A 26,166-nucleotide genomic window follows, 5' to 3' on the forward strand; every position below is an offset into this window, starting at 1 on the left:
CCGTTCAGGCCCCTTCGTTCCAGTGCAATTTCTTGCGCAGGGTGTCAAAGTAGTTCCAGCCCACCGGGTGCAGCAGGCGCAAGGCGTGTTCCGAGCGCCGCACGACGATGCGGTCACCGTGCAGGAGGCTGGTGAGCGATTGCATGTCAAAGTGCGCGCTGGCGTCGCGGCCCGACACGATCTCCACTGCGATCTCGCTGTGGTGCGGCAGCACCACCGGGCGGTTGGACAAGGTGTGCGGAGCAATCGGCACCATCACCCAGCCGCCAATCGAGGGGTGCAACAGCGGGCCGCCGGCCGAGAGGGCGTAAGCCGTTGAGCCCGTGGGCGAAGCGATGATGAGGCCGTCCGCGCGCTGGTTGGCCACGAAGTGGCCGTCCACCTCGACACGCAGCTCGATCATGCTGGCCACGCTGCCGCGGTTGACCACCACGTCGTTCAAGGCCGTGGCTTCGAACACGCACTCGCCATCGCGCCAGACGCTGGCGGCCATCAGCGCGCGCGAGCCTTCCTCAAAATGCCCCCGCAGAATGGGGCCCAGTGCGGCACGGTAGTCGTCCAGTGGAATGTCGGTGATGAATCCCAGCCGCCCTTGGTTGATGCCCACCAACGGCACGCCATAGCGGGCCAGTTGTCGGCCAATGCCCAGCATGGTGCCGTCGCCGCCCACCACTAGCGCCAGGTTGCAGTGCCGGCCAATGTCGCGCACGTCCAGCGCCGGGTATTGGTCAAGCCCTGTGTTGAGTGCCGTCTCGCGCTCCAGCGACACATGGCAGCCTTCCTCATGCAAAAAGCCAGCGATGTCATCGACCGCGTGGCGGGACCCGGGGGCTTGGTACTTGCCCACGATGGCCACGTGCGCGAAGCGCAGGGCAGCGTGAGGGGGCGTGGTGGGGGCAGACATGGGCAAATTACAACATAGCCCCATGACGCAACAGGCCCGCTGGCAGCGTCACCAATGCCGGGGCGAGGCCCTCACTCCTACAATGAACCCATGCTGGACGATCGCGCCAAACTTTTGCTCAAAGCCCTGGTGGAGCGATACATCGCCGATGGGCAACCCGTGGGCTCCAGAACCCTGGCCAAGGCCACTGGGCTGGAGTTGTCGCCAGCCACGATTCGCAATGTGATGAGCGACCTCGAGGAGCTGGGCCTCATCGTCAGCCCGCACACCTCGGCTGGGCGAGTGCCCACCGCTCGGGGCTACCGGCTCTTCGTGGACACCATGCTCACGGTCAATCGTGAGCAATTGAATGGCGTGCCAGATTTTTCGTCGGCGGCCATCGAGCCGGCTCAGCCTCACCGGGTCATCAATCACGCTGCTCAATTGCTTTCAAGCCTCTCGCACTTCGTGGGCGTGGTGGTGGCGCCGCGGCGCACCTCCGTCTTCAGGCACGTGGAATTTCTCAGTCTGTCCGAGCGGCGGGTGCTGGTCATCATTGTCTCGCCCGACGGCGAGGTGCAGAACCGCATCATTCACACCCAGACCGTGTTCAGCCAGTCGCAACTGCTGGAGGCTTCCAACTTCCTGAACGCCAATTACGCCGGCTTGGCCATGGAAGAGGTGCGCGAGCGCCTGAAGACCGAGCTGGATGCCTTGCGCGGCGAGATCGCTGACCTGATGAAGGCAGCGGTGGAGATCGGAAGCGAAGGCTCGACCGAGAAGGACGAGGTGGTGGTGGCCGGCGAGCGCAACCTGCTGTCGGTGAGTGAGTTCTCGCAAGACATGGGCAACCTGCGGCGTCTGTTCGACCTGTTCGAACAGAAGACCCAGTTGGTTCGCTTGTTGGACGTGTCGGCCCAGGCCGATGGCGTGCGCATCTACATCGGCGGTGAAAGCCAGGTGGTGCCCTACGAAGACCTGTCCGTGGTCACCGCGCCCTACGAGGTGGATGGGCAGGTGGTGGGCACCTTGGGCGTTATCGGGCCGCAGCGCATGCCCTACGATCGCATGATCCAGATCGTGGACGTGACCGCCAAATTCGTCAGCAATGCGTTAAGTCATGGCAAGCCGTAGCGCCTACAATCGCGCGCTTCGCGGGCCGTTAGCTCAGTTGGTTAGAGCAGAGGACTCATAATCCTTTGGTCGTTGGTTCAAGCCCAACACGGCCTACCACCCTCTTGTTGGTGGTGGCGTTTCAGAAATTTCCGGCAGTAAAGTCTGAGCGCCAAAAATGTGGCTATAATTCAAGGCTTCGCGGCTGTAGCTCAGCTGGATAGAGTACTTGGCTACGAACCAAGGGGTCGTGGGTTCGATTCCTGCCAGCCGCACCACACAAAAAGCCTGCAGCCAAAAGCTGCAGGCTTTTTTCTTTGTGTCCGTCAAACCTTGAATCCCATGAGCAAGGCATTCACCCGCGAGAGCGACCAGGAAGACGACGACGAAGTGCCGCCGCTGCCCCCTGTGGCGGGCGGCAAGAACTACATCACCCGTGACGGCTACGACAGGTTGCGTGCCGAGCTGTTCCAGCTCATGGACGTCGAGCGGCCCAAGGTGGTGGAGGTCGTGCACTGGGCGGCCAGCAATGGCGATCGTTCGGAAAATGGCGACTACCTCTACGGCAAGAAGCGTTTGCGCGAGATCGATCGGCGCATCCGCTTCCTCACCCATCGCCTCGAAATCGCCGAGGTCGTGGACCCTTCGGTGCACCACGGCGGCGACCAGGTGTTTTTCGGTGCCACCGTGACCTATGCCGACGCCGACGGCCTTGAGACCACGGTGACCATCCTGGGCGTGGACGAGGCGGACAGCGCGCAGGGCCAGATCAGCTGGATATCGCCAGTGGCGCGCGCCTTGCTCAAATCGCGGGTGGGCGAGGTGGTTCGCCTGGCGGTGCCTGGCGGTGTCCAGGAGCTGGAGGTGGTGGCGGTGCAGTACCCGCCACCGACTCGGGCCTGAGCCGATTCGATGCTGCCGCTCAGGCTTTGGGTTGCTTGAAGCGCTGTGCCTTGATCACCGATGGCGTGCGCTTGAGGCTGCGCAGCACTTGTGCCAAGTGGTAGCGGTCACGAACGGCCACCGAGAAATGGATGTCGGTGGCGGTCTGCGCGGGCTCGTCGCCCATGTCGAGGTGGGTGATGTCGGCTTCTGCCGCCGCAATGGCCGCTGCCACCCTGGCCAGAACGCCCTTGCCATTGGCCACGGTGACCACCACGGTGGTGTCAAAGGCCCGTGTGGGTTCGTCGGCCCACTCCACTTCCAGGAAGCGCTCGGCGTCGCGGGAGCGCAGGCGGCGGGCGATGGCGCAGTCGTCGGCGTGCACCACGAGGCCTTCGCCCCGGCCCAGGTAGCCCACGATGCGGTCACCTGGGATGGGTTTGCAGCAGGGCGCGTATTGCACTGACAGGCCTTCGCTGCCGTCCAGCGTGATGACGCCTTGCGAGACGCGCTCATCGGCGCTCTGGGTGTAGCGCTCGGTGCTGATGAGCACCGTGTCTGGCTTCACGCCGGTTTCGGTCAACAGCAGAGCCAGCTTTTTGCCCACCATGCTGGCGATGCGCTTGCCCAGGCCGATGTCTGACAGCAACTCGGCTCGGGTCTTGTTGCCGGTGAAGCGAAGCAGCTTGTCCCATGTGGCGGCGTGCGTGCCTTGTTCCTCGGGCAGTTCGGCAATGCCCTCGGATCTCAGTGCCTGACCGAGCATGCGCTCACCCAGGTCAACCGACTTTTCTTGGGCCACTGTCTTGAGGTGGTGGCGAATTTTCGAACGCGCCCGGCCTGTTTTCACGAAAGACAGCCAGGCGGGATTGGGCTCGGCCTTTTCACCGGTGACGATTTCCACCACGTCGCCGTTCGATAGTTCGGTGCGCAGCGGGCGTTGTTCGCCGTTGATGCGGGCGGCTACGGTGCGGTGCCCGATGTCGCTGTGAATGGCGTAGGCGAAGTCCACCACGGTGGCGCCGCGCGGCAACGCCATGATCTTGCTCTTGGGCGTGAACACATAGACCGCATCGGGGAAGAGGTCGATCTTGATGTGGTCCCAGAACTCGGTGGAATCGTGCGTTTCCTGCTGGATGTCCAGCAGCGATTGCAGCCACTGGGTGCCCAGACTTTGGGAGGTGGGACTATTGGGTTCACTGGCTTTGTAGAGCCAGTGGGCCGCCACACCGGACTCGGCCACCACGTCCATGGCATGGGTGCGCACCTGGAACTCGATGTTGGTGCCCACCGGGCCGATGAGCGTGGTGTGCAGCGACTGGTAGCCGTTGAGCTTGGGGATGGCCACATAGTCACGGAACTTGCCCGGAACGGGCTTGTACAACTGGTGCAAGATCCCCAGGGCCGTGTAGCAGTCCACCAGTTCGGGCACGATGATGCGAAAGCCGTAAATGTCGGTGACCTGCGAGAACGAGAGGTTCTTGGAATCCATCTTGTGATAGACGGAATACAGGGTCTTCTCCCGGCCCATGATCCGCACGGGCAGCTTTTGTTTGTGGAAGGCGCCTTCCACCTCAGCCTGCACTTTGGCGATGAGGTCTCGACGCCGGCCACGGGAGCGGTTGAGTGCTTTGCTCAGCACCTCGTAGCGCCAGGGGTGCAGAAAGCGGAACGAAAGGTCTTGCAGTTCGCGGTAGGTGAAGTTCAGGCCCAGACGGTGCGCGATGGGGGCGTAAATGTCGAGCGTTTCGCTGCTGATGCGCTGCCACTTGCTGCGCGGCATGTCCCCCATGGTGCGCATGTTGTGGGTGCGGTCGGCGAGCTTGATCAGGATGACCCGCACGTCCTTGGCCATGGCCAGCAGCATCTTGCGGAAAGACTCGGCCTGGTTTTGCTCCCGGGTGTTGAACTCGAGTTTTTCCAGTTTGGTCAGGCCGTCCACCAGTTCTGCCACCTGGGGCCCGAATTGCTCCACCAGTTCTTGTTTGGTCACGCCGCAGTCTTCAATGGCGTCGTGCATGAGCGCGGCCATCAGGGCCTGAGCGTCTAGCTTCCACTCGGCGCATTGAGCCGCCACTGCAATCGGGTGGGTGATGTACGGGTCACCGTTCTTGCGCAGTTGGCCCAGATGGGCTTTGTCGGCGAAGCGGTACGCTTGCCTGACGTTTTCGGTGTCGGCGGGGGAGAGGTAGTCCAGTTTGCCCAGCAGGGCGGCAAAGCTGGCGGCCGCGGCGCTGGCAGCGGCAGGGGCGGCGGAGGGGGTGGCGCTGGCGGCCTCGGTTGTCATCCGGATACTGTAGCGCGAGAACGAGGCCATTGCTGCGCTGGGCGGGCGACTCCCTTTGCCTTGTCCTTTGGCGAGCGGCTCGTCAGGCCCTGTTCAGGCGAAAAAAAACACCGCGTGGCGGTGTTTTTTGGTCAGGAGCCAATGGCTTCAGAGAGGCACTTTTTTCAGCATCTCGACGCCGATCTTGCCGTCGGCGATTTCACGCAAGGCGGTGACGCCAGGCTTGTTCTTGCTCTCGATCTTCGGGGCGTGCCCTTGGCTGAGCATGCGCGCGCGATAGCTGGCGGCCAGCACCAGTTGGAAGCGGTTGGGGATTTTTTCCAGGCAATCTTCGACGGTGATACGTGCCATGCGGGGCTCCGGTAAATCAGTGGATGTTGAGCGCTTTGAAGGTGTCGCTGCGGGCGCTGCGCTGAGCGGCGAACTTGAGCCGCTGGGCATGGACGATGGCCTTGAGGTCAAACAAGGCGCGCTCGAATAACTCATTGATTATAACGAAGTCGAATTCTTTCGCGTGGGCCATCTCTTGGGCTGCGTTCTTCAGGCGCAGTTCGATGGTCTCGGCGCTGTCTTCGTTGCGCCGCTCCAGGCGCGAGCGCAGTTCCTCCCAGCTCGGGGGAAGGATGAACACCAGCACGGCGTTCGGGAAGATGCGCTTGACCTGCAGGGCGCCTTGAAAGTCGATTTCCAGCACCACGTCGGCGCCCATCTTCATGCGCTGCTCGATGGCCTGTTTGGAGGTGCCATAGCGGTTGCCATGCACCAGCGCCCATTCCAGAAAGGCGTCTTGCACCACCATGTGGTCGAAGGTTTCGTGGCTCACGAAGTAGTACTCGCGGCCATGCACTTCTTGCCCGCGGGGGGGGCGGGTGGTGTGGGAGACCGATGGTTGAACGCGAGAGTCCAGTTCCATCAGGGCTTTGACGAGGCTGGATTTGCCGGCACCGCTGGGGGCTGCGACGACGAACAGGTTGCCGGGGTATTCCATGGGGAGAGGGGGTGGCGGGTAAAGAAGGCGGGCCAAGGGATGCTGGCCGGTGTCACTCGATGTTCTGCACCTGCTCGCGCATTTGCTCGATCAGGACTTTCATGTCCACGGAGATGCGGGTCAGGTCCAGGCTGGACGATTTTGAGCCCAGCGTGTTGGCCTCGCGGTGCAGTTCCTGGATGAGGAAGTCGAGCCGTTTGCCGATGTCGCCGCCCTTGTTCAGGAGGCGCTCGATCTCGGTGAGGTGGGAGTCAAGGCGGGTGAGCTCCTCGGCCACGTCGATTCGGATGGCGAAGGCGGTGGCCTCGCTGAGGGCGCGGTCTTGCGCGGCCTCGGCGGTCACCGATTGGCCCGGCGCGGCGCCCATGGCCTCGTTCCAGCGGTCCAGGAAGCGCTGACGCTGCTGGGCGACAAGTTGCGGGATCAGGGGCGCTGCATCCTTGGCGAGCTGGCGCAGGGCGCCCAGGCGGTCCAACAGCATGGCGCACAGGCGCTCGCCTTCGCGCTCACGGGCCAGCAGCAATTGTTCGATGGCGCCTTCGGCCAGGTCGAGCAGGGCGTCGTGCCACTGGCCGGGGGCGCCACCTTGGCGGGCGGTGAGCTGGATGACTTCGGCCACGCTCAGGGGGGCGGCTTGGGGTAACCAGGTGCGGATGGCGTCTTGCACGCCGGCCAGGCGCTGCAACTCACCCATGCCAGGTGTGCGGCCGAGGGCGTCTTGTTTGCCTTCAATCCAGGCGCGGATTTCAACCTTGCCGCGCTTCAGACGGGCAGCGAGCTTTTCGCGCAGGGTGGGCTCGGTGGCGCGCAGGTCGTCGGCGAGCTTGAAGCTCAGGTCGAGGAAGCGGCTGTTGACCGAGCGGATTTCGATGCCGAGAGCCGGGCGGTTTTCGCCGGTGGCCTCGGGATTTGAGAGGCTCGTGGGACCAACCCATTGGGCGGTCGCGTAACCGGTCATGCTGTAAACTGCCATGGCTCTGGGCCTTACCTGGTGCTGTGCTCCGAAACGGGGCGTTCCGGATTCCTTTCGAATTATGTCAAAGGTCAAACCCGCCCCCTTGCCGCCCGACACCATCATTGGTGGTTACCGAATCGTGCGCAAGCTGGCGGCGGGCGGGTTTGGTGTGGTCTACCTGGCGGTGGACACCGAGGGCCAGCAGGTCGCCATCAAGGAATACTTGCCCTCTTCCCTGGCGTCGCGCGCCCCCGGCGAGCTGCTGCCGCAGGTGCAGCCCGAGAAGTTGTCGCTTTACCGCCTGGGCCTCAAGAGCTTTTTTGAAGAGGGCCGAGCCCTGGCGCAGATATCCCACCAGTCGGTGGTGAGCGTGCTGAACTTCTTTCGCGAGAACGAAACCGTCTACATGGTGATGAACTACCTGGAGGGCGCGTCCCTTCAAGAGTTCATCATCACCGCTCGCGAGTTGAAGAAGCAGAAGGTGTTCCGCGAGTCCACCATCCGTTCCCTCTACGACGAGGTGCTGCGCGGCCTTCGCATCGTGCACCAGCACAAGATGCTGCACCTGGACATCAAACCGGCCAACATCTTTGTCACCGACGACAACCGGGCGGTGCTCATTGACTTTGGCGCGGCGCGCGAGGTGCTGAGCAAAGAGGGCAATTTCATTCGCCCCATGTACACGCCGGGCTTTGCCGCGCCTGAGATGTACCGCCGCGACTCGTCCATGGGCCCCTGGACCGATATCTACGCCATTGGTGCTTGCATCTACGCCAGCATGCAGGGCTATCCGCCCAACGACGCCCCGCAGCGTCTTGAGAAAGACCGCCTGTCTCTGGCCTTGTCCCGTTTGCGCGGTGTGTATTCCGACAACCTGATCGAGGTGGTGGAATGGTGCATGTCGCTCGATCCGCTTTCTCGCCCGCAGTCGGTGTTTGCGCTGCAGAAGGAACTCAGCCGCGAGACCGAGCGCAGCTACACCAAGCTGACCGTGGCCGAGAAGATGCGCCTGCAGTTTGACAACATCGTCTCTGACACGAAGAAGGCCGGTCGCAAGTCGTCGCACGTGGGCACCCGATTCCGATGAAGTTTTCGGTCTACCAGATCAGCCGCCAGGGCGGTCGCGAGCGCAATGAAGACCGCATGGGGTATGCCTACACCCGCGAGTCTGGTTTGTTTGTGCTGGCCGACGGCATGGGTGGGCACCCTGAAGGTGCCATGGCGGCGCAACTGGCGCTGCAGACCTTCTCGGCCTATTTCCAGAAGGCGGCCAACCCCACGGTGAAAGAGGTGCCCGAGTTTCTCTCGAGCGCCCTGATGGCCGCCCATCACCAGATCATTCGCTACGCGGCCGAGAAGGGCATGCTGGACACGCCGCGCACCACGCTGGTGGCGGCCATCATGGAGCGTGGCCATGTGAACTGGGTGCACTGCGGCGATTCGCGCCTGTACATCGTGCGCAAGGGGCAACTGCTCACCCGCACGCGCGACCATTCGTACATGGAGCAGCAGGCCCACCTGGGGCGTTCCACGAACCACATCAACCGCAACATCCTGTTCACCTGCCTGGGCTCTCCCGCCAAGCCGGTCTTTGACCTGTCGGGTCCGTTGTTGCTGGAGCATGGCGACCGGGTGTTGCTGTGCTCTGATGGCTTGTGGGGCACGGTGAGTGACGCCGAGATCGTGGAGCACCTGGCGGCCGCCCCGTTGGACCGGGCGGTTCCCGAGTTGGTGGAGATGGCCCTGCAGCGAGGCGGTGCCCGCTGCGACAACGTGACCGTGTTGGCCATGGAGTGGGAAACGGTCGAGGCCTTTCATGGCACGAACGTGTCCACCGATGACATTGAGGATGGCGGCTTTGCCTCGACCATCCAGACCGGCACGCCAGACCCCACGCTGGAAGACATGGACGACGAGGCCATCGAGCGCTCCATTGCCGAAATCAACGAAGCGATTCGCCGCACCGCGGCTCGCCAATCCTGAAGGAAAACATGAGCAAGATTGTTCGACCCGGTGAACGGGCCGCCGATGCGCTGCGCGCCGTTCGCATCACCCGGGGGTACACCATGCATGCCGAAGGCTCGGTGCTGATCGAGTTTGGCAACACCAAGGTGCTGTGCACCGCCTCGGTGGAAGAGAAGGTGCCGCCCCACAAGCGCGGCTCGGGCGAGGGCTGGGTGACGGCCGAATACGGCATGCTGCCGCGCGCCACCCACACCCGCAGCGACCGCGAGGCGGCCAAGGGCAAGCAGAGCGGGCGCACGCAAGAGATCCAGCGCCTGATCGGCCGCTCGCTGCGCGCCGTGTTTGACCTGCAGAAGCTGGGCGAGCGCACCATTTCGCTGGACTGCGACGTGCTGCAGGCCGATGGCGGCACCCGCACGGCCAGCATCACCGGCGCCTTCGTGGCCGCGCACGACGCGGTGACGCGCCTGCTGGCCGAGGGCAAGATTGGCGAGTCCCCCATCAAAGACCACGTGGCCGCCATCTCGGTGGGCATCCTGAACGGCGCGCCGCTGCTTGACCTGGAGTACGTGGAAGATTCCACCTGCGACACCGACATGAACGTGGTGATGACCGGCGCCGGGCACTACGTGGAGGTGCAGGGCACCGCCGAGGGCGTGGCCTTCACCCGCCGCGAGATGGACGAGTTGCTCATGCTGGCCGAGAAGGGCATTGCCGAGCTGGTGGCCTTGCAGAAAGCGGCGTTGAAGGCATGACGACGAAACTGGTGCTGGCCTCGAACAACGCGGGCAAGCTGGCCGAGTTGCAGGCGCTGTTGGCCCCGCTGGGGGTGGAGCTGGTGCGCCAGGCCGACCTGGGCATTCCCGAGGCGCCCGAGCCGCACCGCACCTTCATTGAAAACGCGCTGGCCAAGGCCCGCCACGCCGCGCGCCTGAGCGGCCTGCCCGCCATTGCCGACGACGCCGGCCTGTGCGTGGAGGCCTTTGGGGGCTTGCCAGGCGTGGACACCGCCTATTACGCCACCACGCGCGGCTACCCCAAGGGCGATGACCACAACGTCACCGCCCTGCTGGAGCAGATGCACGACGTGGCCGACCGCCGCGCCGCGCTGGTGAGCACCCTGGTGGCGCTGCGCCACGCCGACGACCCGGAGCCCCTGGTGGCCACGGGCCGCGCGCCAGGGCTGATCACGCGCGAACGCGTGGGCACCCAGGGCTTTGGCTTTGACCCGGTGATGTACCTGCCCGCGCTGGGCAAGACCTTTGCCGAGCTGCCGCCCGAGGTGAAGAACGCGCACAGCCACCGCGGCCAGGCCGCGCAGCAGATGCTGGCGTTGATGCGCGAGCGTTGGTTCGCGTCCCAGCCATGAGCACCGAGCGCTGGAACGACCCGGGGCACTGGATGCGCCCGGGCACGCTGCAGCTCTCCAGCCTGCCGCCGCTGTCGCTCTACATCCACCTGCCCTGGTGCCTGAAGAAGTGCCCCTATTGCGACTTCAACTCGCACGAGTGGGCCGGCACGGGCGGCGACGCGATGCCCGAGCAGCGCTACCTCGATGCCCTGCGCGCCGATCTTGAGGCCTCGCTGCCCCTGATCTGGGGCCGCACGGTGCACAGCATCTTCATTGGCGGCGGCACGCCCAGCCTGTTCTCGCCCGACGCGATTGACCGCCTGCTCAGCGATGTGCGCGCCCGCCTGCGCCTGGAGGCCGATTGCGAGGTGACGCTGGAGGCCAACCCCGGCACGTTTGAGAAAGACCGCTTCCGCGCTTTCCGACAGGCCGGCGTCACGCGCCTGTCGATCGGGGTGCAGAGCTTTGACGATGCGGCGCTCAAGGCCCTGGGCCGCGTGCACGACCGCGCCCAGGCGCTGGCCGCGGTGGAAGAGGCGGCGCAGTCGTTCGACACCTTCAACCTGGACGTGATGTACGCGCTGCCGGGGCAAACGCTGGCCGCCTGCGAGCAAGACATCCGCACGGCGCTGTCGTTTGCGCCGCCGCATGTGTCGATCTACCACCTGACGCTGGAGCCCAACACCTATTTCGCCAAGTTCCCGCCCAAGCTGCCGCCCGAGGACGACGCCTACGCCATGCTCGACCGCATCACCGAGCTGACCGCGGCGGCCGGCATGGACCGGTACGAGGTGTCGGCCTACGCGCGCGAGGGGCACGCCTGCCGGCACAACCTGAACTACTGGCGTTTTGGCGACTACCTGGGCATTGGCGCGGGGGCGCACGGCAAGCTGAGTTTTGCCCACCGCGTGGTGCGCCAGGTGCGCTGGCGCGAGCCGCGCCTGTACATGGAGCGGGCCCTGGCGGGCGAGCCAGTGACCAGCCTGGAAGAGGTGGCGCGGGCCGACCTGCCGTTTGAGTACATGCTCAACGCGCTGCGCCTGCGCCACGGCTTTGCGCTGCAAGACTTCATGGACCGCACCGGGCTGCCGCTCTCGGCCATTGCGCCCGCCCTTGAGCAAGGCATTGCCCAGGGCTGGCTGCAACGCGACGCCCACCGCGCCTGGCCGACCGAGCGCGGCTTTGACTTTTTGTCGGACCTGCAGGCGCTGTTCCTGCCGGACTGAGGGCTGATCACTTCGCCTGCAGGCGCGAGACGTATTCCAGCAGGGCCAGGATGCGGGCGCGCACCTGGGCCTCGGGGTTGTAGGGCGCTTCTTGGTAGTACTCGGCGTCCTTGATGCGGTAATCGCGCCCCCACACCGGCATGTCGCGCGAGCCGTGGGCGGGCACGCCGGCGCCATCGATCACGTCGTAAAGCCGGGCCATGGGCAGCACGCCGTTGTTCTGGCGGGCCAGTTGGGTGAGGTCGGGCGGGCTTTTCGTGAGGAAGGGCACCAGCGGGCCTTTGCCCTTGGCGTCCATGCCGTGGCAACTGGCGCAGTTGGCTTCGAATTCGCGTTTGCCGAAGTCGGCGCTCTTCTGTCCATCTGCCCAGGCAGTGCCCAGCAAAGCAGAGCCCATGAGCAAGACGAGGCAGGAATTGGCACGCATTTTCATGGCGATCTCCAGGTGGTTGGTGAAGGGACGGGGGAAAACCGAGGTGCTAGGCCATGTAAGCCGAACGCCGACCACTCGATGCAGCAGGGCTGGCGGCAGATGTGGGGCGCAAGTTGCCACAGGCGCGAGACTCTTCTTGTGGGCGGCGTGTGTTGCGTGCAAAGGTTTGCAGGCGCAACGGATCGAGGATCTCGATGTCGCGGTCTTCCACGGCAATCAGCCCCGCCATGGACAGCGCGGTGAACGAACGACTCACGGTTTCATGCGCCACACCCAGCAGGCTGGCGAGGTCTCTCCGGCCCATTCGCAGGTGCAGACGGCGAGGTGACCAGCCGTCCTCTGCCATTTGGCGACCGTGCCACAACAGAAACCTTGCCAGCCGTACCTCCGAGGCCACGGCGGCCAGCACGTCCACCAGCGCCTGAGACTGGCGAAGGCGTCGACCACTGGCTTGCTGAAGTGCCTGGGCCAGAGGGGGCATGCACGTTGCCAGCGCAGTGAGTTGATCGCGTGGCAGCAGGAACACGGAAGCGTCCTCCAGTGCCACGGCATCGCTGTTGTGTTGTGGGAGATCAAAGCTTTCCATGCCCAGCACATCCCCTCGCATGGCCAAGCCACTGACTTGCTCATACCCCGATTCGTCCAGGTGGCACAGCTTGAAGCTACCGTGTCGAATCACGGCCAGGGCACGCACTGGCTCACCCCACTGATACACGGCGTGGCGAGCCTTGATGCGCCTGATCACCAGCGGCTGACGGGCAGCGTGTTCGCGGTCGTGCGGGGGCATGCCCAGGAGCTCCAGCAAGGCAAGAAGGTTGGACTCGATTGCCAAATCGGAATCGAGCGCGTGACTGTTGCCGGGGGTGAGGAACGTGGGATTCAAGGCTGTCTCCGGGTGAATGAATAAAGATGAAATCAGAATGCCTGTTGCCGTATGTTTGATTCCATAGGACTAATGGATTGAAGTCGATAGGAATAATCCGATCTGCCGAAGCTTGATCTGTGTCAAGGCATGACGGGTGTTGCACCTTGTAGAAATGCCGGATTCGTTGCAACCTTGTCCACTGGTGCGCACGGCAAGCCGCTGCCACACCCTGGCAGCCGGGTGGCCGACACAGAAAAATGAGTGCCAACCAGACGGAGACAAGCGTGACCCACGACCCTCGTTTTCCGGCATCGTCGCCCGGCTTGGCTGTGCAGGGCACGATGGACGCATATCCCTGGCGCCACGCAATGGAAGCTGCGCCGGTGGCCATGTGGGTAATCGAGCAAGATCAGGTGTTGTGGGCCAACCGCGCGTGTGCGCAACTCTTCAGGGCACCCTCGCCCGATTCGTTTGCAGGGCGGTCGTTGGCCCAATGGCTGGGGCCGGCTGCAAGTGAAGCGCTGCAATCGGCCATGCGGTCTGACGCTCCCCGAGGGGCAGTGCCTGGCGTGTCGCTTCGCCTAAATCGGCACGACGGCACGGCGCGCGACGTGGAGGTTACCGTCACCCACCTTCACTGGCAGGGACGCCAATGGGTGCAGATGGCGCTTGTGGACGTTACCTTGCGAGCGTCCGAGTTGCGCCAGTTGTTGCGATCGCGGCGTACCCTGCGAGAGTTGTCGGCCAGTCTGGTGGATGCGCGCGAGGAAGAGCGCCGGCACTTTGCCCGCGAACTGCACGACGAGCTGGGTCAGCGCCTGACGGCGCTGAAACTGGAGTTGAGTGCCTGTGCCATGCAACACGAGGTGACGACATCGGAGCCCGTGTTTCGCACGCTGGACGAGACCGTGGCCGCGGTGCGGCGCATCGCCGCTGATCTGCGCCCTCCCATGCTGGACGACCTGGGGCCTGTGGCGGCCATTGAGTGGTTGTGTCGCCAGCATCAGGCCCGCACGGGTCTTCAGGTTCAGGTTCGCATTGATGTATTGCCCGAGCGCTTGCCCGCGATGCTGGCCACGCCGGCCTATCGCATCGTGCAAGAGGCGCTCACCAATGTGGCTCGTCATGCACGGGCCACGCAGGTGCAGGTGCGGCTGTTCGTGCGCGATGGGCAGTTGGTTATCTCGGTGCAGGACGATGGCGTGGGGTTTGGCGTCACGCCATTGCGACCGACCGGTTCGTTCGGACTGATCGGCATTCGTGAACGCGCGTTGATGCTGGGCGGCACCGTGTGGTTGGGGCGCGGCGAATGGGGTGGGGCGCACCTGGAGGCGCGTTTGCCCGTTCGGTCGGTCGCAGCCGCCCCGGCGCCGGTTCGTGATGATGGCCCTCTCTCAGGCTTTTCGGGCACAACTGGCGGGGACGGTTTGTCATGAATCTGTCGCCCTCATCACATACCTTGCGGATCCTGCTGGTGGACGACCATGCCGTGGTGCGCCAGGGGCTGATGCGCCTGCTCAGTGGCGCGAACGAGAACTGGGCCATTCAGGAGGCCGCCCACGGCTTCGAGGCACTGGACGCGCTGCGCGCCTCTGCCTTTGACCTGGTGGTGCTGGACTTGTCCATGCCGCGCATGAACGGCTTTGACCTGGTGCGCCGCATCCGCCGCGACTTTCCCGGCGTGTTCGTGCTGGTGCTCACCATGCACAGCGAAGAGCAGTACGCGGTGCGCGCGTTTGAGGCCGGTGCCCAGGGCTTCGTCACCAAAGACTGCGCCGCTCAGGAGCTGCTGAACGCAGTGGCCCAGGTGGCCGCGGGGGGGGTCTACATCTCCACCGCCTTGGCCGCACGCGTGATCCAGCAGCTGCACGCGCCTCAGGCCGGCCCCAAGTTGGACCTGCTGAGCAACCGCGAACTGGACATCTTGCAGCGCATCGTGAAGGGCCAGAAGCTCACCGACATTGCAGAGGATCTGCACCTGTCGATCAAGACGGTGAGCACCCACAAAACGCACATCTTGGAAAAGCTAGGCCTGGACAGCACGGCAGCGCTGATTCGCTTCGGGCTGGAGCACCATGTGGGCGCGCCTCCTTTGCCCGAGCATCTCCACGTGCCTGACCACCCCCTGCTGCCCGATGCCGCCCCCGGTGCGGGCGTTTGAGTGCACAGCGCAAGAGACAATTGGCTCTGTTCCAACCGATTTCGCCCCCCGTTTCCATGACCGCCGATACCCTCACCTGGCACGACGATTTTTTGCTCGGCCACAGCGCCATTGACACCTACCACGAGGCCTTCGTCGGCCATGTGCGGGCCTTGCAAGAGGCCGACGACGCGAACTGGCTTGCGCTCTACGACGAACTGCTGAAGCACCTGGAAGAACACTTCGGCGCAGAAGACAAACTGATGCTGGACACCGAGTTCCCGCCCCGGCAGTGCCACATGGACGAGCACGCCGCGGTGCTGGCCTCGGTGCGCGAGGTGCGCGAACGCCTGGCCGAGGGCCGGCTGGACATTGCGCGCGATTTGCTGGCCCACCTGGTCGAGTGGTTCCCCAAGCACTCCCAGCACCTCGATTCGGCCCTGGCCCACTGGGCCAACAAAAGCCGCCTGGGTGGCAAGGCGGTGGTGATCAAGCGGGGGCTGAACCTGCGCTGAAGAGGCCGGTTCAGTTCACCCGTGCGGCACGCAGGCGAAGCGCGTTGGCGATCACGCTCACCGACGACAGCGCCATGGCCGCGGCCGCCACCACCGGTGACAGCAGCCAACCGAAGGCGGGGTACAGCAGCCCCGCCGCCAAGGGAATGCCGGCCACGTTGTAGGCGAAGCTCAGGAACAGGTTCTGGCGGATGTTGCGCATCGTCGCGCGCGACAGGGAGCGCGCCCGCACAAGGCCCAGCAGGTCGCCCTTGAGCAGGGTGATGCCGGCGCTCTCCATGGCCACGTCGGTGCCGGTGCCCATGGCAATGCCCACGCTGGCCTGCGCCAGGGCGGGGGCGTCGTTCACGCCGTCGCCGGCCATGGCCACCACCCGGCCCTCGGCCTGCAGGCGCCGCACCACGGCGGCCTTGTCTTCGGGCAACACCTCGCCCACGACCTCGTCAATGCCGAGCTGACGGCCCACCACCTCGGCGGTGGTCTGGCCGTCGCCGGTGAGCATCACGAGGCGAACCCCCTCGGCCTTGAGCGCCGCCACGGCGGTGGGTGTGGTGGGCTTGATGGGGTCGGCGATGGACACAAAGCCGGCCAGCCGGCCATCGATGCCCACGAAGATGACGGTCGCGGCCTGCTCGCGCCAGGCTTGTGCTGCGGCGTGCAGCGCCTGGGTGTCGATCGCGTGGTCGGCAAGGAAGCGGGCGCTGCCCGAGACCACGTGCTGGCGGTCAACCGTGCCGATCACGCCCTTGCCCACGGGGGAGTCGAAATCGCTCACCGGGGCCGCCGGCAAGTCGCGTGCCTGCGCCTCGGCCACGATGGCCATGGCCAGGGGGTGCTCACTGGCGCGCTCCACGCTGGCCAGCAGGCGCAGCACCTCGCTGGCGGCGAAGCCGGGCGCGGCCTCGGTGTGCACCACCCGAGGCCGGCCTTCGGTCAGCGTGCCGGTCTTGTCCACCACCAGGGTGTTGACCTGCTCCATCTTTTCCAGGGCTTCGGCGTCGCGGATCAGCACGCCGTGCTGCGCCCCCTTGCCCACGCCCACCATGATCGACATGGGCGTGGCCAAGCCCAGGGCGCAGGGGCAGGCAATGATGAGCACCGCCACCGCGTTGATGAGGGCGTGGCTCAGCGCCGGCGCTGGCCCCCAGAGCAGCCAGGCCACAAAGGTGAGCGCGGCCACGCCAATCACGACCGGCACGAACCAGCCGGCCACCTGGTCGGCCATGCGCTGAATGGGGGCGCGGCTGCGTTGTGCGGCGGCGACCATGTGCACGATCTGCGCCAGCAAGGTGTCGGCCCCCACCTTGGTGGCGCGCATCACGAAACCACCCGTCTGGTTCATGGTGCCAGCGGTCACCGGGGCGCCCGGCGCCTTGGCCACCGGCATGGGTTCGCCTGTCACCATCGATTCGTCCACATGGCCCCGGCCTTCGGTCAGCTCGCCGTCCACCGGCACCTTTTCACCAGGGCGCACGCGCAGCAGGTCGCCCACCTGGATGCTGTCCACTGGCACCGTCTCATCGCTGCCGTCGGGGCGCACCCGCATGGCCGTCTTGGGCGCCAGGCCCAGCAGGGCCTTGATGGCGCCGGACGTTTTCTCGCGCGCCCGCAGTTCCAGCACCTGGCCCAGCAACACCAGCACGGTGATGACCGCGGCGGCCTCGAAGTACACCGCCACGGCGCCGTCGGCCCCGCGCATGGCTAGTGGAAACAGGTGTGGCGCCAGGGTGGCCACCAGGCTGTAGAGCCAGGCCGCCCCGGTGCCCAGGGCGATCAGCGTGAACATGTTGAGGCTGCGGTGGCGAACCGAGGCCGCGGCCCGCGCAAAGAAGGGCCAGCCCGCCCAGAGCACCACGGGCGTGCCCAGCACCAACTGGATGGCGTTGGACGTGTGGGGCGCGACCAGGTGGTGCAGGTCGATCAGGTGGGCGCCCATCTCCAGCGCGAACACGGGCAGCGTGAGCGCCAGGGCGATCCAGAAACGGCGCGTCATGTCGCGCAACTCGGGGGTCTCGCCCGCGTCGGCACTGGCCACCACCGGCTCCAGCGCCATGCCGCAGATGGGGCAGTGGCCCGGTCCGATCTGCCGGATTTGCGGGTGCATGGGGCAGGTGTATTCCGCGCCCTGCGGCGCCGGCGACGCCGCCCGGGGCGGGGCGACCGGCGGGTGGTGGTGATCGTGGTGATCGTGGTGATCGTGGTGATCGTGGTGATCGTGGTGATCGTGGCCGTGCCCGGTGGCCGGCGGGGGCTGATGGGTCGATGTCATGGCGCTCTCCTGTTCGAGGTGGCCAGTGTCAACCTTGACCTCATGTGAAGGTCAAGCGCGAGTGGGCGGGTCGCGTCCGTCAGCCCCGGGGGCGCCACGCCAGCCGCGAGGCCGCGGTGGCGTGGGCGCTGATCCGGTGGATCAGAAAGCGGGCACGACAGCGCCCTTGTACTTCTCTTGAATGAACTTCTTCACCGCGGGCGAGGTGAGGGCGGCGGCCAGCTTCTTCATGGCCGGGGTGTCCTTGTTGTCGGCACGGCTCACCAGAATGTTCACGTAGGGCGACTCGCTGCCTTCGATCACCAGCGCGTCCTTGGCCGGGTTGAGCTTGGCTTCCAGCGCGTAGTTGGTGTTGATCAGCGCCAGGTCCACCTGGTTGAGCACGCGCGGCAGGGTGGCGGCTTCGAGTTCGCGGAACTTCAGCTTCTTGGAGTTGCCCGTCACGTCGCGCGGGGTGGCCAGGATGTTGGCCGGGTCTTTCAGGGTGATGGTGCCGGCCTTGGCCAGCAGCAGCAGGGCGCGGCCGCCGTTGGTGGCGTCGTTGGGGATGGCCACGGTGGCGCCTTCCTTCAGTTCACCCAGTTGCTTGACCTTCTGGCTGTAGGCGCCGAAGGGCTCCACGTGCACGCCCACCACGCTCACCAGCGTGGTGCCCTTGCCCTTGTTGAATTCCTTCAGGTAGGGCAGGTGCTGGAAGAAGTTGGCGTCCAGGCGCTTCTCGGCCACCTGCACGTTGGGTTGCACGTAGTCGGTGAACACCTTGATGTCGAGTTCAACGCCTTGCTTGGCCAGCTCGGGCTTCACGAATTCCAGCAGCTCGGCATGGGGCACCGCCGTGGCGCCGACCGACAGCTTGTCGGCGGCAGAGACTTGAAAGGCCAGCGCGGCCAGGGCGACGGTGAGTAGCTTCTTCATTTGGTTTCCTCGTTCACTTGCACACAAAACAGGGGCGCCGGTGGGCGCCCCCAACCCATCACCGCCGGCTCAGTCGGATCACGACCCGGTCGCCAATCATCTGCAGCACCTGCACCAGGATCAGCAACAGCACCACGGTGATGACCATCACTTCCGTCTGGAAGCGTTGATACCCGTATCGAATGGCCAGGTCGCCCAGGCCGCCCCCGCCCACCACGCCCGACATGGCGGCGTAAGAGACAAGGGTGATCGCCGTCATGGTGATGGCCGCCACGATGCCGGGCATGGCCTCGGGCAGCAGCGCGCCCACCACGATCTGCCGCGTGGTGGCGCCCATGGCCTGCGCGGCCTCGACGATGCCGGGGTCCACCTCGCGCAGGGCGGTTTCCACCAGGCGCGCGAACAGCGGCGTGGCGCCCACCACCAGCGGCGGAATGGCGCCGGCCACGCCCAGCGAAGTGCCCACCAGCAGCAGCGTGAACGGGATCAGCACGATCAGCAGAATCACAAACGGCACCGAGCGCAGCAGGTTCACCAGCAGCGACAGCGCGCCATACAGCTTGCCGTGCGCCAGCAACTGGCGCGGCCCGGTGAGAAACAGCAGGATGCCCAGCGGCAGCCCCAGCAACACCGTGAACAGCAGCGAGCCGCCCAGCATGGACAGCGTGTCCACCGTGGCCCAGCCGATGTCGAGCCAGTCCACCTGATTGAGCCATTCCATCATCGGATCACCTCTACCGTGGTGCCTTGGGCGCGCAGGGCTTCCATGGCGGCCTGCACCTGCGCCGCTTCACCCTGCAGGGCCAGCGTGAGTTGCCCGCAGGGCGTGTGCTTGATGCGCTCGATGCGCCCGCCCAGCAGGTTGAAGCCCAGGCCGTGCGCGCGCACCACCTCGCTCAGCGCGGCGCCGTACGTGGCCTCGCCCACGAAGGTCAGGCGCACGATGTGGCCCGGCACATGGGCCAGTGCGTCAAGCTGAGCGTTCTCGTCCAGGTGCTCGGCCTCTTGCACGAAGCGCTGCGTGGTGGGGTGCTGCGGGTGCAGGAACACCTGCGTTACCGGCCCGCTCTCCACCACGCGCCCGCCGTCGAGCACGGCCACGCGGTCGCAGATGCTGCGGATCACGTCCATCTCGTGCGTGATGAGCACGATGGTCAGGCCCATGCGCTGGTTGATGTCCAGCAGCAGTTGCAGGATGGACTGCGTGGTCTGCGGGTCAAGCGCGCTGGTGGCCTCGTCGCACAGCAGCAGGGTGGGGCGGTTGGCCAGGGCGCGGGCAATGCCCACGCGCTGCTTCTGCCCGCCTGAGAGCTGGCTGGGGTACTTGTCGGCCTGGTCGGCCAGGCCCACCAGGGCCAGCAGCTCTTGCACGCGCTGCTGGATCTCGCTGGCCGATGTCCAGCCCGCGATGCGCAGCGGGAAGGCCACGTTCTCGGCCACCGTCTTGGACGACAGCAGGTTGAAGTGCTGAAAGATCATGCCCACGCGCTGGCGGAAGGCGCGCAGCTCGGCGTCGCGCAGGGCCAGCACGTCCACGCCATCAATGTGCAGCGAGCCCCGGTCGGGCTCTTCCAGGCGGTTGAGCAGGCGAATGAGGGTGGACTTGCCCGCCCCCGAATGGCCAATGATGCCGAACACCTCGCCACGCGCGACCGAAAGGTCAACGCCGGCCAAGGCCACCACCTCGCGCGGCCCGGCGCGGTAGGTCTTGTGCAGTTGTTGAAGTTGAATCACAGCGAAGGCTCTCGTCGCGGAAAGGGGTAGTGGCCCGGTGCCGGGCCGGCCCGCAAAGGCCGTTGGCAGGTAGGCGTGATGCCGGTGATGACCGGGGCCCATTCAGCGCCATGGCAGCGGGCCATGCGGCGGGGCATCAAGTTGAATTGTGCGATCGAGAATTGTTCGCGATTTTAGGCGGTACATGCCTAGCCCCCCTGGCCACGCGGGGATGTGCGTGCGCTCGGCGCCTTGTTGCGCACTGTTACCAGGCGCTGGCCTGGCCGCGTGTCCCGGTCGGACACACGCCCTCGGTATACTGGCCCCCGTTCACTGCGGGAGAGCTGGGCCACCGACAGGCCCCGCCGAAGGCGTAACCTCCCATGATCGCTCAGGCACCCCGAACCGCCGTGAACCTTGGCCGACTGGAGAGCGGTGAAGCGCAACTGGCGTGTTCACCCACCGAAGGGGCAGGCCGCCACATGGCGGCCGAAACTCTCAGGTAAAAGGACAGAGGGAGCGGCGTTCATGGCCCACCGTGCGTGCGGCTGCCTGCCCAATCCGATTCATCTGTCCATGCGTGCTGCCCCTCCACGCGTTGGCCCCTGCGCCCATGGCGGCGCCAGGAACCGCCAATGCTGACCCCCATCTACCTCATTGCCATCACCGCCGAAGCCATGTCGGGCGCGCTGGCCGCTGGCCGGCGGCGCATGGACATTTTTGGCGTGGCCGCCATCGCCTTCGTCACCGCCCTGGGCGGTGGCACCGTGCGCGACGTGGTGCTGGGCCACTTCCCCGTGGGCTGGACGCGCCACCCCGAGTACATCGCCATCGTCGTGGGCGCGGGCCTGTTCACCACCCTGGTCGCCTCGCGCCTGCGGCATCTCAAGCAGCTCTTTCTGGTGCTCGACGCCATGGGCCTGGTGGCCTTTTCGCTGATCGGCAGCGAGGTGGCCCTGGGCATGGGCTACCCCGCGGCGGTGGTGCTCATGGCCGGCATGCTCACCGGCATTGCCGGGGGCATCTTGCGCGACGTGCTGTGCAACCAGGTGCCCGAGGTGTTTCGACGCGAGCTGTACGCCAGCGTGTCGCTGCTGGTGTGCGCCCTCTACCTGGGGCTGCTGGCCGCTGGCTTATCGCCAGAGCGCAGCACCGCCATCGCTTTCTTCGGCGGCCTGGCCCTGCGCCTGGCCGCCATTCGCCAAGGCTGGCGCCTGCCGTCTTTCTCTTACAGCGAGCGCTGGGACTGAGTCGCCCTTCGCCAGTGCTTTGATGGACCTGACATGACCCGCGAATCCACCTTCTCTCTCTGGCGCACGGCGCTGGGCCTGCTGCTGGGCCTTGCCCTGGGCGGCGCGCTCGGCACGGCCTACCTGGTGCACGAACTCTGGCAGCGCCTGCCCTCGGTGGACCACCTGGCCACCTACGAGCACGCGCGACCGCTGCGCATCTACGCCCGCGACGGCACCCTGCTGGCCGAGTACGGCGAAGAGCGCCGCGAGGTGGTGCCCATCGAGCAGATACCCCTGCGCATGCGCCAGGCCCTGCTGGCCATTGAAGACACCAGCTTCTACGAACACCCGGGCGTGGATTTCAAAGGTATCGCCCGCGCGGCTGTCAGCAACCTGCTCACCGGGCGCACGGGCCAAGGCGCCAGCACCATCACCATGCAGGTGGCGCGGGCCTTCTTCCTGAGCCGCGAGAAAACCTACAGCCGCAAGCTGCTGGAGGTGCTGCTGGCCCACAAGCTGGAGCGCAACTACAGCAAAGACCGCATCCTTGAGCTGTACATGAACCAGGTCTACCTGGGCGAGCGCGCTTACGGCTTTGCCGCCGCCGCCTCGGTGTACTTCGACAAGACCCTGGACGAGCTCACCCTGGCCGAGGCCGCCATGCTGGCCGGCCTGCCCAAGGCGCCCTCGGCCTACAACCCGGTGGCCAACCGCGAGCGCGCCGTGCAGCGCCAGCGCCACATCCTGCAGCGCATGCACGCCCTGGGCATGGTGGACCAGGCCGCCCTGCAGGCCGCGCTGGACGAGCCGCTGAACCTGCGCGCCGATTCGCGTTCCATCGAGCCCGCCGCCGCCTACGCGGTGGAGCGCGTGCGCCAGCAAATGGTGGAACGCTTTGGCGACGAGACCTACACCCTGGGTCTTGACGTCACCACCACGCTCGACTGGCCCGCCCAGCAGGCCGCCGCCGAGGCCCTGCGCCAAGGGCTGATCGACGCCCAGGCCGCGCGCGGCTTTGAAGGCCCCGAGGCCCGTGTGCCGCTGAGCGACGCGCCCCCCGGCGCCGCCGCCATCCGCACTGCCCTGCGCCCCTACCCCGACAGCGGCGCCCTGCGCGCCGCTTGGGTGCAACGCGCCTCGGCCAGCGACGGCGTGGACGTGCTGCTGCGCGACGGCACCGCCGTGCACCTGCCGCCCCAGGCCCTGCCCGATTCCGCCCGCGCCCAGATGCAGGCCAAAACGCCCGACCGCCGCGCCATCGGCCCCGGCGCCATCGTGCGCGTGGTGCAAGAGCCCGGCCGTGGCTGGCGCCTGAGCCAGCTGCCGCGCATGCAAGGCGCGCTGGTGTCCATTGACGTGGCCAGCGGCGAAGTCGTCTCGATGGTGGGCGGCTTTGACTACACCCTCAACCGCTTCGACCACGCCACCCAGGCCCAGCGCCAGCCCGGCTCTACCTTCAAGCCCTTTGTGTGGTCGGCCGCGCTGGACAAGGGCTACTTCCCCGGCACCCTGGTGGACGACAGCCCGCGCGAAGTCACCCCCGCCGCGCGCGGCCAGCGCGCCTGGAGCCCCAAGAACTACGGCGAGCGCTACGAAGGCTTCATCAGCCTGCGCCGGGCGCTGGCGCGGTCCAAAAACATGGTGGCCGTGAACCTGATGGAAGCCGCCGGCGTTTCCCATGTGCACAACTTCATTGGGCGCTTCGGGTTTGACCCCGACCTCAACCCCGCCCGCCTGCCCCTGGCCCTGGGTGCCGGCGCCACCACGCCCCTGGGCCTGGCCCAGGCCTATGGCGTGTTCGCCAGCGGCGGCGAGTGGACACCCACCACCCTGATTCGCGAGGTGCGCACCCGCGACGGCGACGTGCTGTTCGCCGCGCCCAGCGCGCCCGAGCGCGTGCGCGTGCTCGAGCCACGCAACGCCTACCTCATGGACAGCCTGCTGCGCGACGTGGTGCGCACCGGCACCGCGCGCCGCGCCATGGCCCTGGGCCGCGCCGACACGGCCGGCAAAACCGGCACCTCCAACGACTCGCGCGACGTGTGGTTCGCCGGTTACTCCTCGGGCCTGGTCTCGGTGGTGTGGGCCGGCTACGACGCCCCGCGCAGCCTGGGCCGCGCCACCGGCGGCACCCTGGCCCTGCCCATCTGGATGCAGTACATGAAGGTCGCCCTGCAAGAGCGCCAGCCCACCGAATGGCCCATGCCCGAGGATCTGGTGAGCTATGGCGACGACCTCGTCTACCGCGAACTCGTGGGCCAGCCCTGCGCCAACGACGGCCGGCCCTACACGCGCGGGCCGTTTGAATGCGGGGCCACCGTGGCGCCGCCGCCGGGGCCGGGGCTGTGGCGGTTTGGGCCGCGGTGACACCAACAAAAACGGGCCCCGAGGGGCCCGTTTTGTTTGTGCTGTCTGGCGGAGACTGTGAGATTCGAACTCACGGACGGTTGCCCGTCGGCAGTTTTCAAGACTGCTGGTTTAAACCACTCACCCAAGTCTCCGGAAGGCCCGGATTGTAGCGGGGCGGCGGGGCTCAGGCGCCGGGCTGGGCGCTTCGCAGCAGGCCGCGGGTTTCGATGAAGCGCACCACCTCGTCCAGGCCGGCCAGGGTTTTGAGGTTGGTCATGACCCAGGGGCGGCGCTCGGGGTCGGGGCGCATGCGGGCGGTGTCGGCCTTCATCACGTCGAGGTTGGCGCCCACGTGGGGGGCGAGGTCGGTTTTGTTGATGACGAAGAGGTCGCTCTTGGTGATGCCGGGGCCGCCTTTGCGGGGGATTTTTTCGCCGGCGGCCACGTCGATCACGTAGATGGTGAGGTCGCTGAGTTCGGGGCTGAAGGTGGCGGCCAGGTTGTCGCCGCCGCTTTCCACGAACACGATGTCGGCGTTGGGGTGCTCTTGCAGCATGCGGTCGATGGCCTCGAGGTTGATCGAGCAGTCTTCGCGGATGGCGGTGTGGGGGCAGCCACCGGTCTCCACGCCCATGATGCGTTCGGGCGGCAGCGCGCCGCTGATGGTGAGCAGGCGCTGGTCTTCCTTGGTGTAGATGTCGTTGGTGATGGCGATCAGGTCGTACTGATCGCGCATGGCCTTGCAGAGCATTTCCAGCAGGGTGGTTTTGCCCGAGCCAACGGGGCCGCCAATGCCCACGCGCAGCGGGGGCAGGGTTTTGGTGCGGTGGGGGATGTGGTGGAGTGCGGTCATGACCTGAACAAGCGGGAGTATTGGGTTTCGTGGCGGGCCGAGAGGATGGCCAGGCCGGGCGTGAAGGCCTGGCGCTGGTCGTCGCGCAGGCCCAGGGCGTGGGCCACGGCGGCGGGAATCTCGCGGGCGAGCTGGGCCAGCATGCGCTGGCCCGAGCCCTGGCCCAGGGGCACGGCCTTGATGGCGGCCTGCACGCCGTTTTCGGCCCAGGCGAAGGCCAGGCTGTGCAGGCAGTCGCGCGGGCTGGCGCCGCTGCGCGCGGCCACGCCGGCCCAGGCCACGGGCCAGGTGGGCTGGGGCAGGGCGGCGGCCTGCAGGGCGTCGTGCAGGCCTTCGCCCAGGGGGCCGAGGCTGCGCGCCCATTCCAGCAGCGAGCGGCCCATCTGTTCGGCTTGCAGGCGCAGTTCCTGGGTTTCGCGGGTGTGCAGCACCCAGTCATTGAGCTGGTGCAGGCGGGCGTGGTCGGCGTGGGCCCAGGCGGGCAGGGCCTGGGCCACCACGGCCAGGTCGCTGCGGGCCTGGCCCAGGTGCAGCTGGTCGATGAGCCACTGGGCGGCGGTGGCTTCGTTGTTTACCCAGCCGGCTTCGATGGCGGCTTCCAGCCCTTCGGAGTAGGAGAAGCCGCCCACCGGCAGGGCGGGCGAGGCCAGCCAGAGCAGGCGCAGCAGGCCGGGGGTGGCGGCCTCGGGGGTGGTGTCAGTGGCCGTGGCCATGGTCGTGTGGGTGGTCATGCCCATGGCCGTGGTCATGCACGTGCCCATGGCCGTGGTGGCCGTGTTGCCCATAGGCGCCGCTTTCGGGCTCGAAGGGCTCCAGCGCCTCCACCACGGTCAGGTGCATGGCGCGCAGCATGTCGGCCAGCACGTGGTCGGGCTCGATCTTCAGGTGGTCGGGGCGCAGCTCGATGGGCACGTGGCGGTTGCCCAGGTGGTAGGCGGCGCGGGTCAGGTCGAAGGGGCTGCCGTGTTCGGCGCAGGGGGTGATTCGCAGCACCGGCTGGGGCGCGGCGATGGCGCGCAGCAGGCCGCCGTCTTGCGTGAGCAGGGCGTCGCCGCCGCGCACCACGGTGCCGCGCGGCAGAAACACGCCCAGGCGCCGGCCTTCGCTGTCGGTGGCGTCGAAGCGGCTTTTTTGGCGCACATCCCAGTCGAGCGAGACGGTGGGCGCGCGGCGCAGCAGCGCGGGCGCCAGGCCTTGGCCTTGGGGGATGAGCTTGGAGACTTGGATCATGG

Annotated in this window: 26 protein-coding genes, 3 tRNA genes, 1 pseudogene and 1 riboswitch; of the genes and pseudogenes, 15 read left to right on the forward strand and 15 right to left on the reverse strand. The window is 66.4% G+C overall.

Translation table 11 applies throughout. The features are described from left to right. Nucleotides 1-4: 4 nt before the first annotated feature. Nucleotides 5-904: an NAD kinase gene (locus tag ACE3RQ_RS09970; RefSeq protein ID WP_374521821.1), complete on the reverse strand. Its 900-nt coding sequence runs from the start codon at nt 902-904 to the stop codon at nt 5-7. Nucleotides 905-994: 90 nt separating this feature from the next. Here ACE3RQ_RS09970 and hrcA point away from each other — a divergent pair, with 90 nt between their 5' ends. The 4 genes from hrcA (at nt 995) to greB (ending at nt 2,899) form a co-directional block, all read left to right on the forward strand. Next, complete coding sequence (gene hrcA / locus ACE3RQ_RS09975) at nt 995-2,017, forward strand: heat-inducible transcriptional repressor HrcA (protein WP_374521822.1); 1,023 nt, start codon at nt 995-997, stop codon at nt 2,015-2,017. A gap of 22 nt (nt 2,018-2,039) precedes the next feature. Next, nucleotides 2,040-2,116 (forward strand) — tRNA-Ile (locus ACE3RQ_RS09980). Between the two features lie 81 nt (nt 2,117-2,197). Then, nucleotides 2,198-2,274: transfer RNA gene (locus ACE3RQ_RS09985), tRNA-Arg, on the forward strand. Between the two features lie 64 nt (nt 2,275-2,338). Beyond that, nucleotides 2,339-2,899 (forward strand): transcription elongation factor GreB, encoded by a 561-nt coding sequence (gene greB / locus ACE3RQ_RS09990; protein ID WP_374521823.1) that lies wholly within the window; start codon nt 2,339-2,341, stop codon nt 2,897-2,899. Nucleotides 2,900-2,918: 19 nt separating this feature from the next. Here the strand turns inward: greB and ACE3RQ_RS09995 are convergent, their stop codons facing one another. The 4 genes from ACE3RQ_RS09995 to ACE3RQ_RS10010 form a co-directional block, all read right to left on the reverse strand. Then, nucleotides 2,919-5,165, reverse strand: coding sequence for a bifunctional (p)ppGpp synthetase/guanosine-3',5'-bis(diphosphate) 3'-pyrophosphohydrolase (locus ACE3RQ_RS09995; RefSeq protein WP_374521824.1), 2,247 nt, complete (start codon nt 5,163-5,165; stop codon nt 2,919-2,921). A gap of 147 nt (nt 5,166-5,312) precedes the next feature. Further along, nucleotides 5,313-5,516, reverse strand: a complete 204-nt coding sequence (gene rpoZ, locus ACE3RQ_RS10000) for a DNA-directed RNA polymerase subunit omega (RefSeq protein WP_374521825.1) — start codon at nt 5,514-5,516, stop codon at nt 5,313-5,315. A gap of 16 nt (nt 5,517-5,532) precedes the next feature. After that, nucleotides 5,533-6,153, reverse strand: coding sequence for a guanylate kinase (gene gmk / locus ACE3RQ_RS10005; RefSeq protein WP_374521826.1), 621 nt, complete (start codon nt 6,151-6,153; stop codon nt 5,533-5,535). A gap of 52 nt (nt 6,154-6,205) precedes the next feature. After that, nucleotides 6,206-7,126, reverse strand: a complete 921-nt coding sequence (locus tag ACE3RQ_RS10010; RefSeq protein ID WP_374521827.1) for a YicC/YloC family endoribonuclease — start codon at nt 7,124-7,126, stop codon at nt 6,206-6,208. Between the two features lie 61 nt (nt 7,127-7,187). On the opposite strand from ACE3RQ_RS10010, the gene ACE3RQ_RS10015 reads away from it, so the two are divergent. The 5 genes from ACE3RQ_RS10015 to hemW are packed head-to-tail and all read left to right on the forward strand — an operon-like array spanning nt 7,188 to nt 11,650. Continuing rightward, complete coding sequence (locus tag ACE3RQ_RS10015) at nt 7,188-8,195, forward strand: serine/threonine protein kinase (protein ID WP_374521828.1); 1,008 nt, start codon at nt 7,188-7,190, stop codon at nt 8,193-8,195. Then, nucleotides 8,192-9,091, forward strand: a complete 900-nt coding sequence (locus ACE3RQ_RS10020) for a PP2C family serine/threonine-protein phosphatase (protein ID WP_374521829.1) — start codon at nt 8,192-8,194, stop codon at nt 9,089-9,091. The genes ACE3RQ_RS10015 and ACE3RQ_RS10020 overlap by 4 nt, the downstream gene beginning before the upstream one ends. 8 nt (nt 9,092-9,099) lie before the next feature. After that, nucleotides 9,100-9,828 carry a ribonuclease PH gene (gene rph, locus ACE3RQ_RS10025; protein ID WP_374521830.1) on the forward strand — a complete coding sequence of 243 codons (729 nt, stop codon included), beginning with the start codon at nt 9,100-9,102 and terminating at the stop codon, nt 9,826-9,828. After that, the gene (rdgB, locus tag ACE3RQ_RS10030) at nt 9,825-10,442 is read left to right on the forward strand and encodes an RdgB/HAM1 family non-canonical purine NTP pyrophosphatase (protein ID WP_374521831.1); all 618 of its coding nucleotides are present in this window, start codon (nt 9,825-9,827) and stop codon (nt 10,440-10,442) included. Before rph ends, rdgB begins: the two co-directional genes overlap by 4 nt. Then, nucleotides 10,439-11,650 carry a radical SAM family heme chaperone HemW gene (gene hemW, locus ACE3RQ_RS10035; RefSeq protein WP_374521832.1) on the forward strand — a complete coding sequence of 404 codons (1,212 nt, stop codon included), beginning with the start codon at nt 10,439-10,441 and terminating at the stop codon, nt 11,648-11,650. Before rdgB ends, hemW begins: the two co-directional genes overlap by 4 nt. A gap of 7 nt (nt 11,651-11,657) precedes the next feature. Here hemW and ACE3RQ_RS10040 read toward each other — a convergent pair whose 3' ends face one another. Both ACE3RQ_RS10040 and ACE3RQ_RS10045 read right to left on the reverse strand, forming a co-directional pair. After that, on the reverse strand, nt 11,658-12,083 hold the full coding sequence (locus ACE3RQ_RS10040; RefSeq protein WP_374521833.1) for a cytochrome c: 426 nt from the start codon (nt 12,081-12,083) through the stop codon (nt 11,658-11,660). 46 nt (nt 12,084-12,129) lie between these two features. Beyond that, nucleotides 12,130-12,966 carry a Crp/Fnr family transcriptional regulator gene (locus ACE3RQ_RS10045; RefSeq protein WP_374521834.1) on the reverse strand — a complete coding sequence of 279 codons (837 nt, stop codon included), beginning with the start codon at nt 12,964-12,966 and terminating at the stop codon, nt 12,130-12,132. Nucleotides 12,967-13,232: 266 nt separating this feature from the next. Here ACE3RQ_RS10045 and ACE3RQ_RS10050 point away from each other — a divergent pair, with 266 nt between their 5' ends. From ACE3RQ_RS10050 to ACE3RQ_RS10060, 3 genes are read left to right on the forward strand one after another with little or no spacing between them, the layout of a single operon-like run. Then, entirely contained in the window at nt 13,233-14,384 is a 1,152-nt protein-coding gene (locus tag ACE3RQ_RS10050; RefSeq protein ID WP_374521835.1) for an ATP-binding protein, read from the forward strand. Then, the gene (locus tag ACE3RQ_RS10055; protein ID WP_374521836.1) at nt 14,381-15,109 is read left to right on the forward strand and encodes a response regulator; all 729 of its coding nucleotides are present in this window, start codon (nt 14,381-14,383) and stop codon (nt 15,107-15,109) included. Before ACE3RQ_RS10050 ends, ACE3RQ_RS10055 begins: the two co-directional genes overlap by 4 nt. Nucleotides 15,110-15,165: 56 nt before the next feature. Then, nucleotides 15,166-15,603, forward strand: a complete 438-nt coding sequence (locus ACE3RQ_RS10060) for a bacteriohemerythrin (protein WP_374521837.1) — start codon at nt 15,166-15,168, stop codon at nt 15,601-15,603. A 10-nt stretch (nt 15,604-15,613) separates the two neighbouring features. Here the strand turns inward: ACE3RQ_RS10060 and ACE3RQ_RS10065 are convergent, their stop codons facing one another. Continuing rightward, nucleotides 15,614-17,707, reverse strand: coding sequence for a copper-translocating P-type ATPase (locus ACE3RQ_RS10065; RefSeq protein WP_374521838.1), 2,094 nt, complete (start codon nt 17,705-17,707; stop codon nt 15,614-15,616). Between the two features lie 69 nt (nt 17,708-17,776). Between ACE3RQ_RS10065 and ACE3RQ_RS10070 the strand changes: the two genes are divergently transcribed. Then, the gene (locus ACE3RQ_RS10070; protein ID WP_374521839.1) at nt 17,777-17,920 is read left to right on the forward strand and encodes a hypothetical protein; all 144 of its coding nucleotides are present in this window, start codon (nt 17,777-17,779) and stop codon (nt 17,918-17,920) included. 93 nt (nt 17,921-18,013) lie between these two features. Here ACE3RQ_RS10070 and ACE3RQ_RS10075 read toward each other — a convergent pair whose 3' ends face one another. Genes ACE3RQ_RS10075 through ACE3RQ_RS10085 form a run of 3 tightly spaced genes read right to left on the reverse strand, consistent with a single transcriptional unit; the run spans nt 18,014 to nt 20,521 of the window. Then, on the reverse strand, nt 18,014-18,787 hold the full coding sequence (locus ACE3RQ_RS10075; protein WP_374521840.1) for a MetQ/NlpA family ABC transporter substrate-binding protein: 774 nt from the start codon (nt 18,785-18,787) through the stop codon (nt 18,014-18,016). Between the two features lie 58 nt (nt 18,788-18,845). Further along, complete coding sequence (locus ACE3RQ_RS10080) at nt 18,846-19,508, reverse strand: methionine ABC transporter permease (protein ID WP_374521841.1); 663 nt, start codon at nt 19,506-19,508, stop codon at nt 18,846-18,848. Next, nucleotides 19,508-20,521: a methionine ABC transporter ATP-binding protein gene (locus ACE3RQ_RS10085; protein ID WP_374521842.1), complete on the reverse strand. Its 1,014-nt coding sequence runs from the start codon at nt 20,519-20,521 to the stop codon at nt 19,508-19,510. The genes ACE3RQ_RS10080 and ACE3RQ_RS10085 overlap by 1 nt, the downstream gene beginning before the upstream one ends. A gap of 394 nt (nt 20,522-20,915) precedes the next feature. Then, a riboswitch (glycine riboswitch) is annotated at nt 20,916-21,024 on the forward strand. 111 nt (nt 21,025-21,135) lie between these two features. Here ACE3RQ_RS10085 and ACE3RQ_RS10090 point away from each other — a divergent pair. Both ACE3RQ_RS10090 and ACE3RQ_RS10095 read left to right on the forward strand, forming a co-directional pair. After that, the gene (locus ACE3RQ_RS10090) at nt 21,136-21,750 is read left to right on the forward strand and encodes a trimeric intracellular cation channel family protein (RefSeq protein WP_374521843.1); all 615 of its coding nucleotides are present in this window, start codon (nt 21,136-21,138) and stop codon (nt 21,748-21,750) included. Nucleotides 21,751-21,783: 33 nt separating this feature from the next. Next, nucleotides 21,784-24,099 (forward strand): penicillin-binding protein 1A, encoded by a 2,316-nt coding sequence (locus ACE3RQ_RS10095; protein ID WP_374521844.1) that lies wholly within the window; start codon nt 21,784-21,786, stop codon nt 24,097-24,099. A 46-nt stretch (nt 24,100-24,145) separates the two neighbouring features. Here ACE3RQ_RS10095 and ACE3RQ_RS10100 read toward each other — a convergent pair. The 4 genes and pseudogenes from ACE3RQ_RS10100 to ureE all read right to left on the reverse strand — a co-directional run. Further along, nucleotides 24,146-24,233, reverse strand: a tRNA-Ser gene (locus tag ACE3RQ_RS10100). A 32-nt stretch (nt 24,234-24,265) separates the two neighbouring features. Next, the gene (gene ureG / locus ACE3RQ_RS10105; protein WP_374521845.1) at nt 24,266-24,934 is read right to left on the reverse strand and encodes an urease accessory protein UreG; all 669 of its coding nucleotides are present in this window, start codon (nt 24,932-24,934) and stop codon (nt 24,266-24,268) included. Beyond that, nucleotides 24,931-25,647, reverse strand: a complete 717-nt coding sequence (locus tag ACE3RQ_RS10110) for an urease accessory protein UreF (protein WP_374521880.1) — start codon at nt 25,645-25,647, stop codon at nt 24,931-24,933. Before ACE3RQ_RS10110 ends, ureG begins: the two co-directional genes overlap by 4 nt. Further along, nucleotides 25,634-26,164: pseudogene (ureE, locus tag ACE3RQ_RS10115) on the reverse strand (urease accessory protein UreE); the annotation flags it as partial. The gene ACE3RQ_RS10110 and the pseudogene ureE, both read right to left, overlap by 14 nt. Nucleotides 26,165-26,166 lie beyond the last annotated feature (2 nt).

Origin of the sequence: Hydrogenophaga sp., from assembly GCF_041913525.1 — a bacterium.
Taxonomy (GTDB): Bacteria; Pseudomonadota; Gammaproteobacteria; order Burkholderiales; family Burkholderiaceae_C; genus Hydrogenophaga.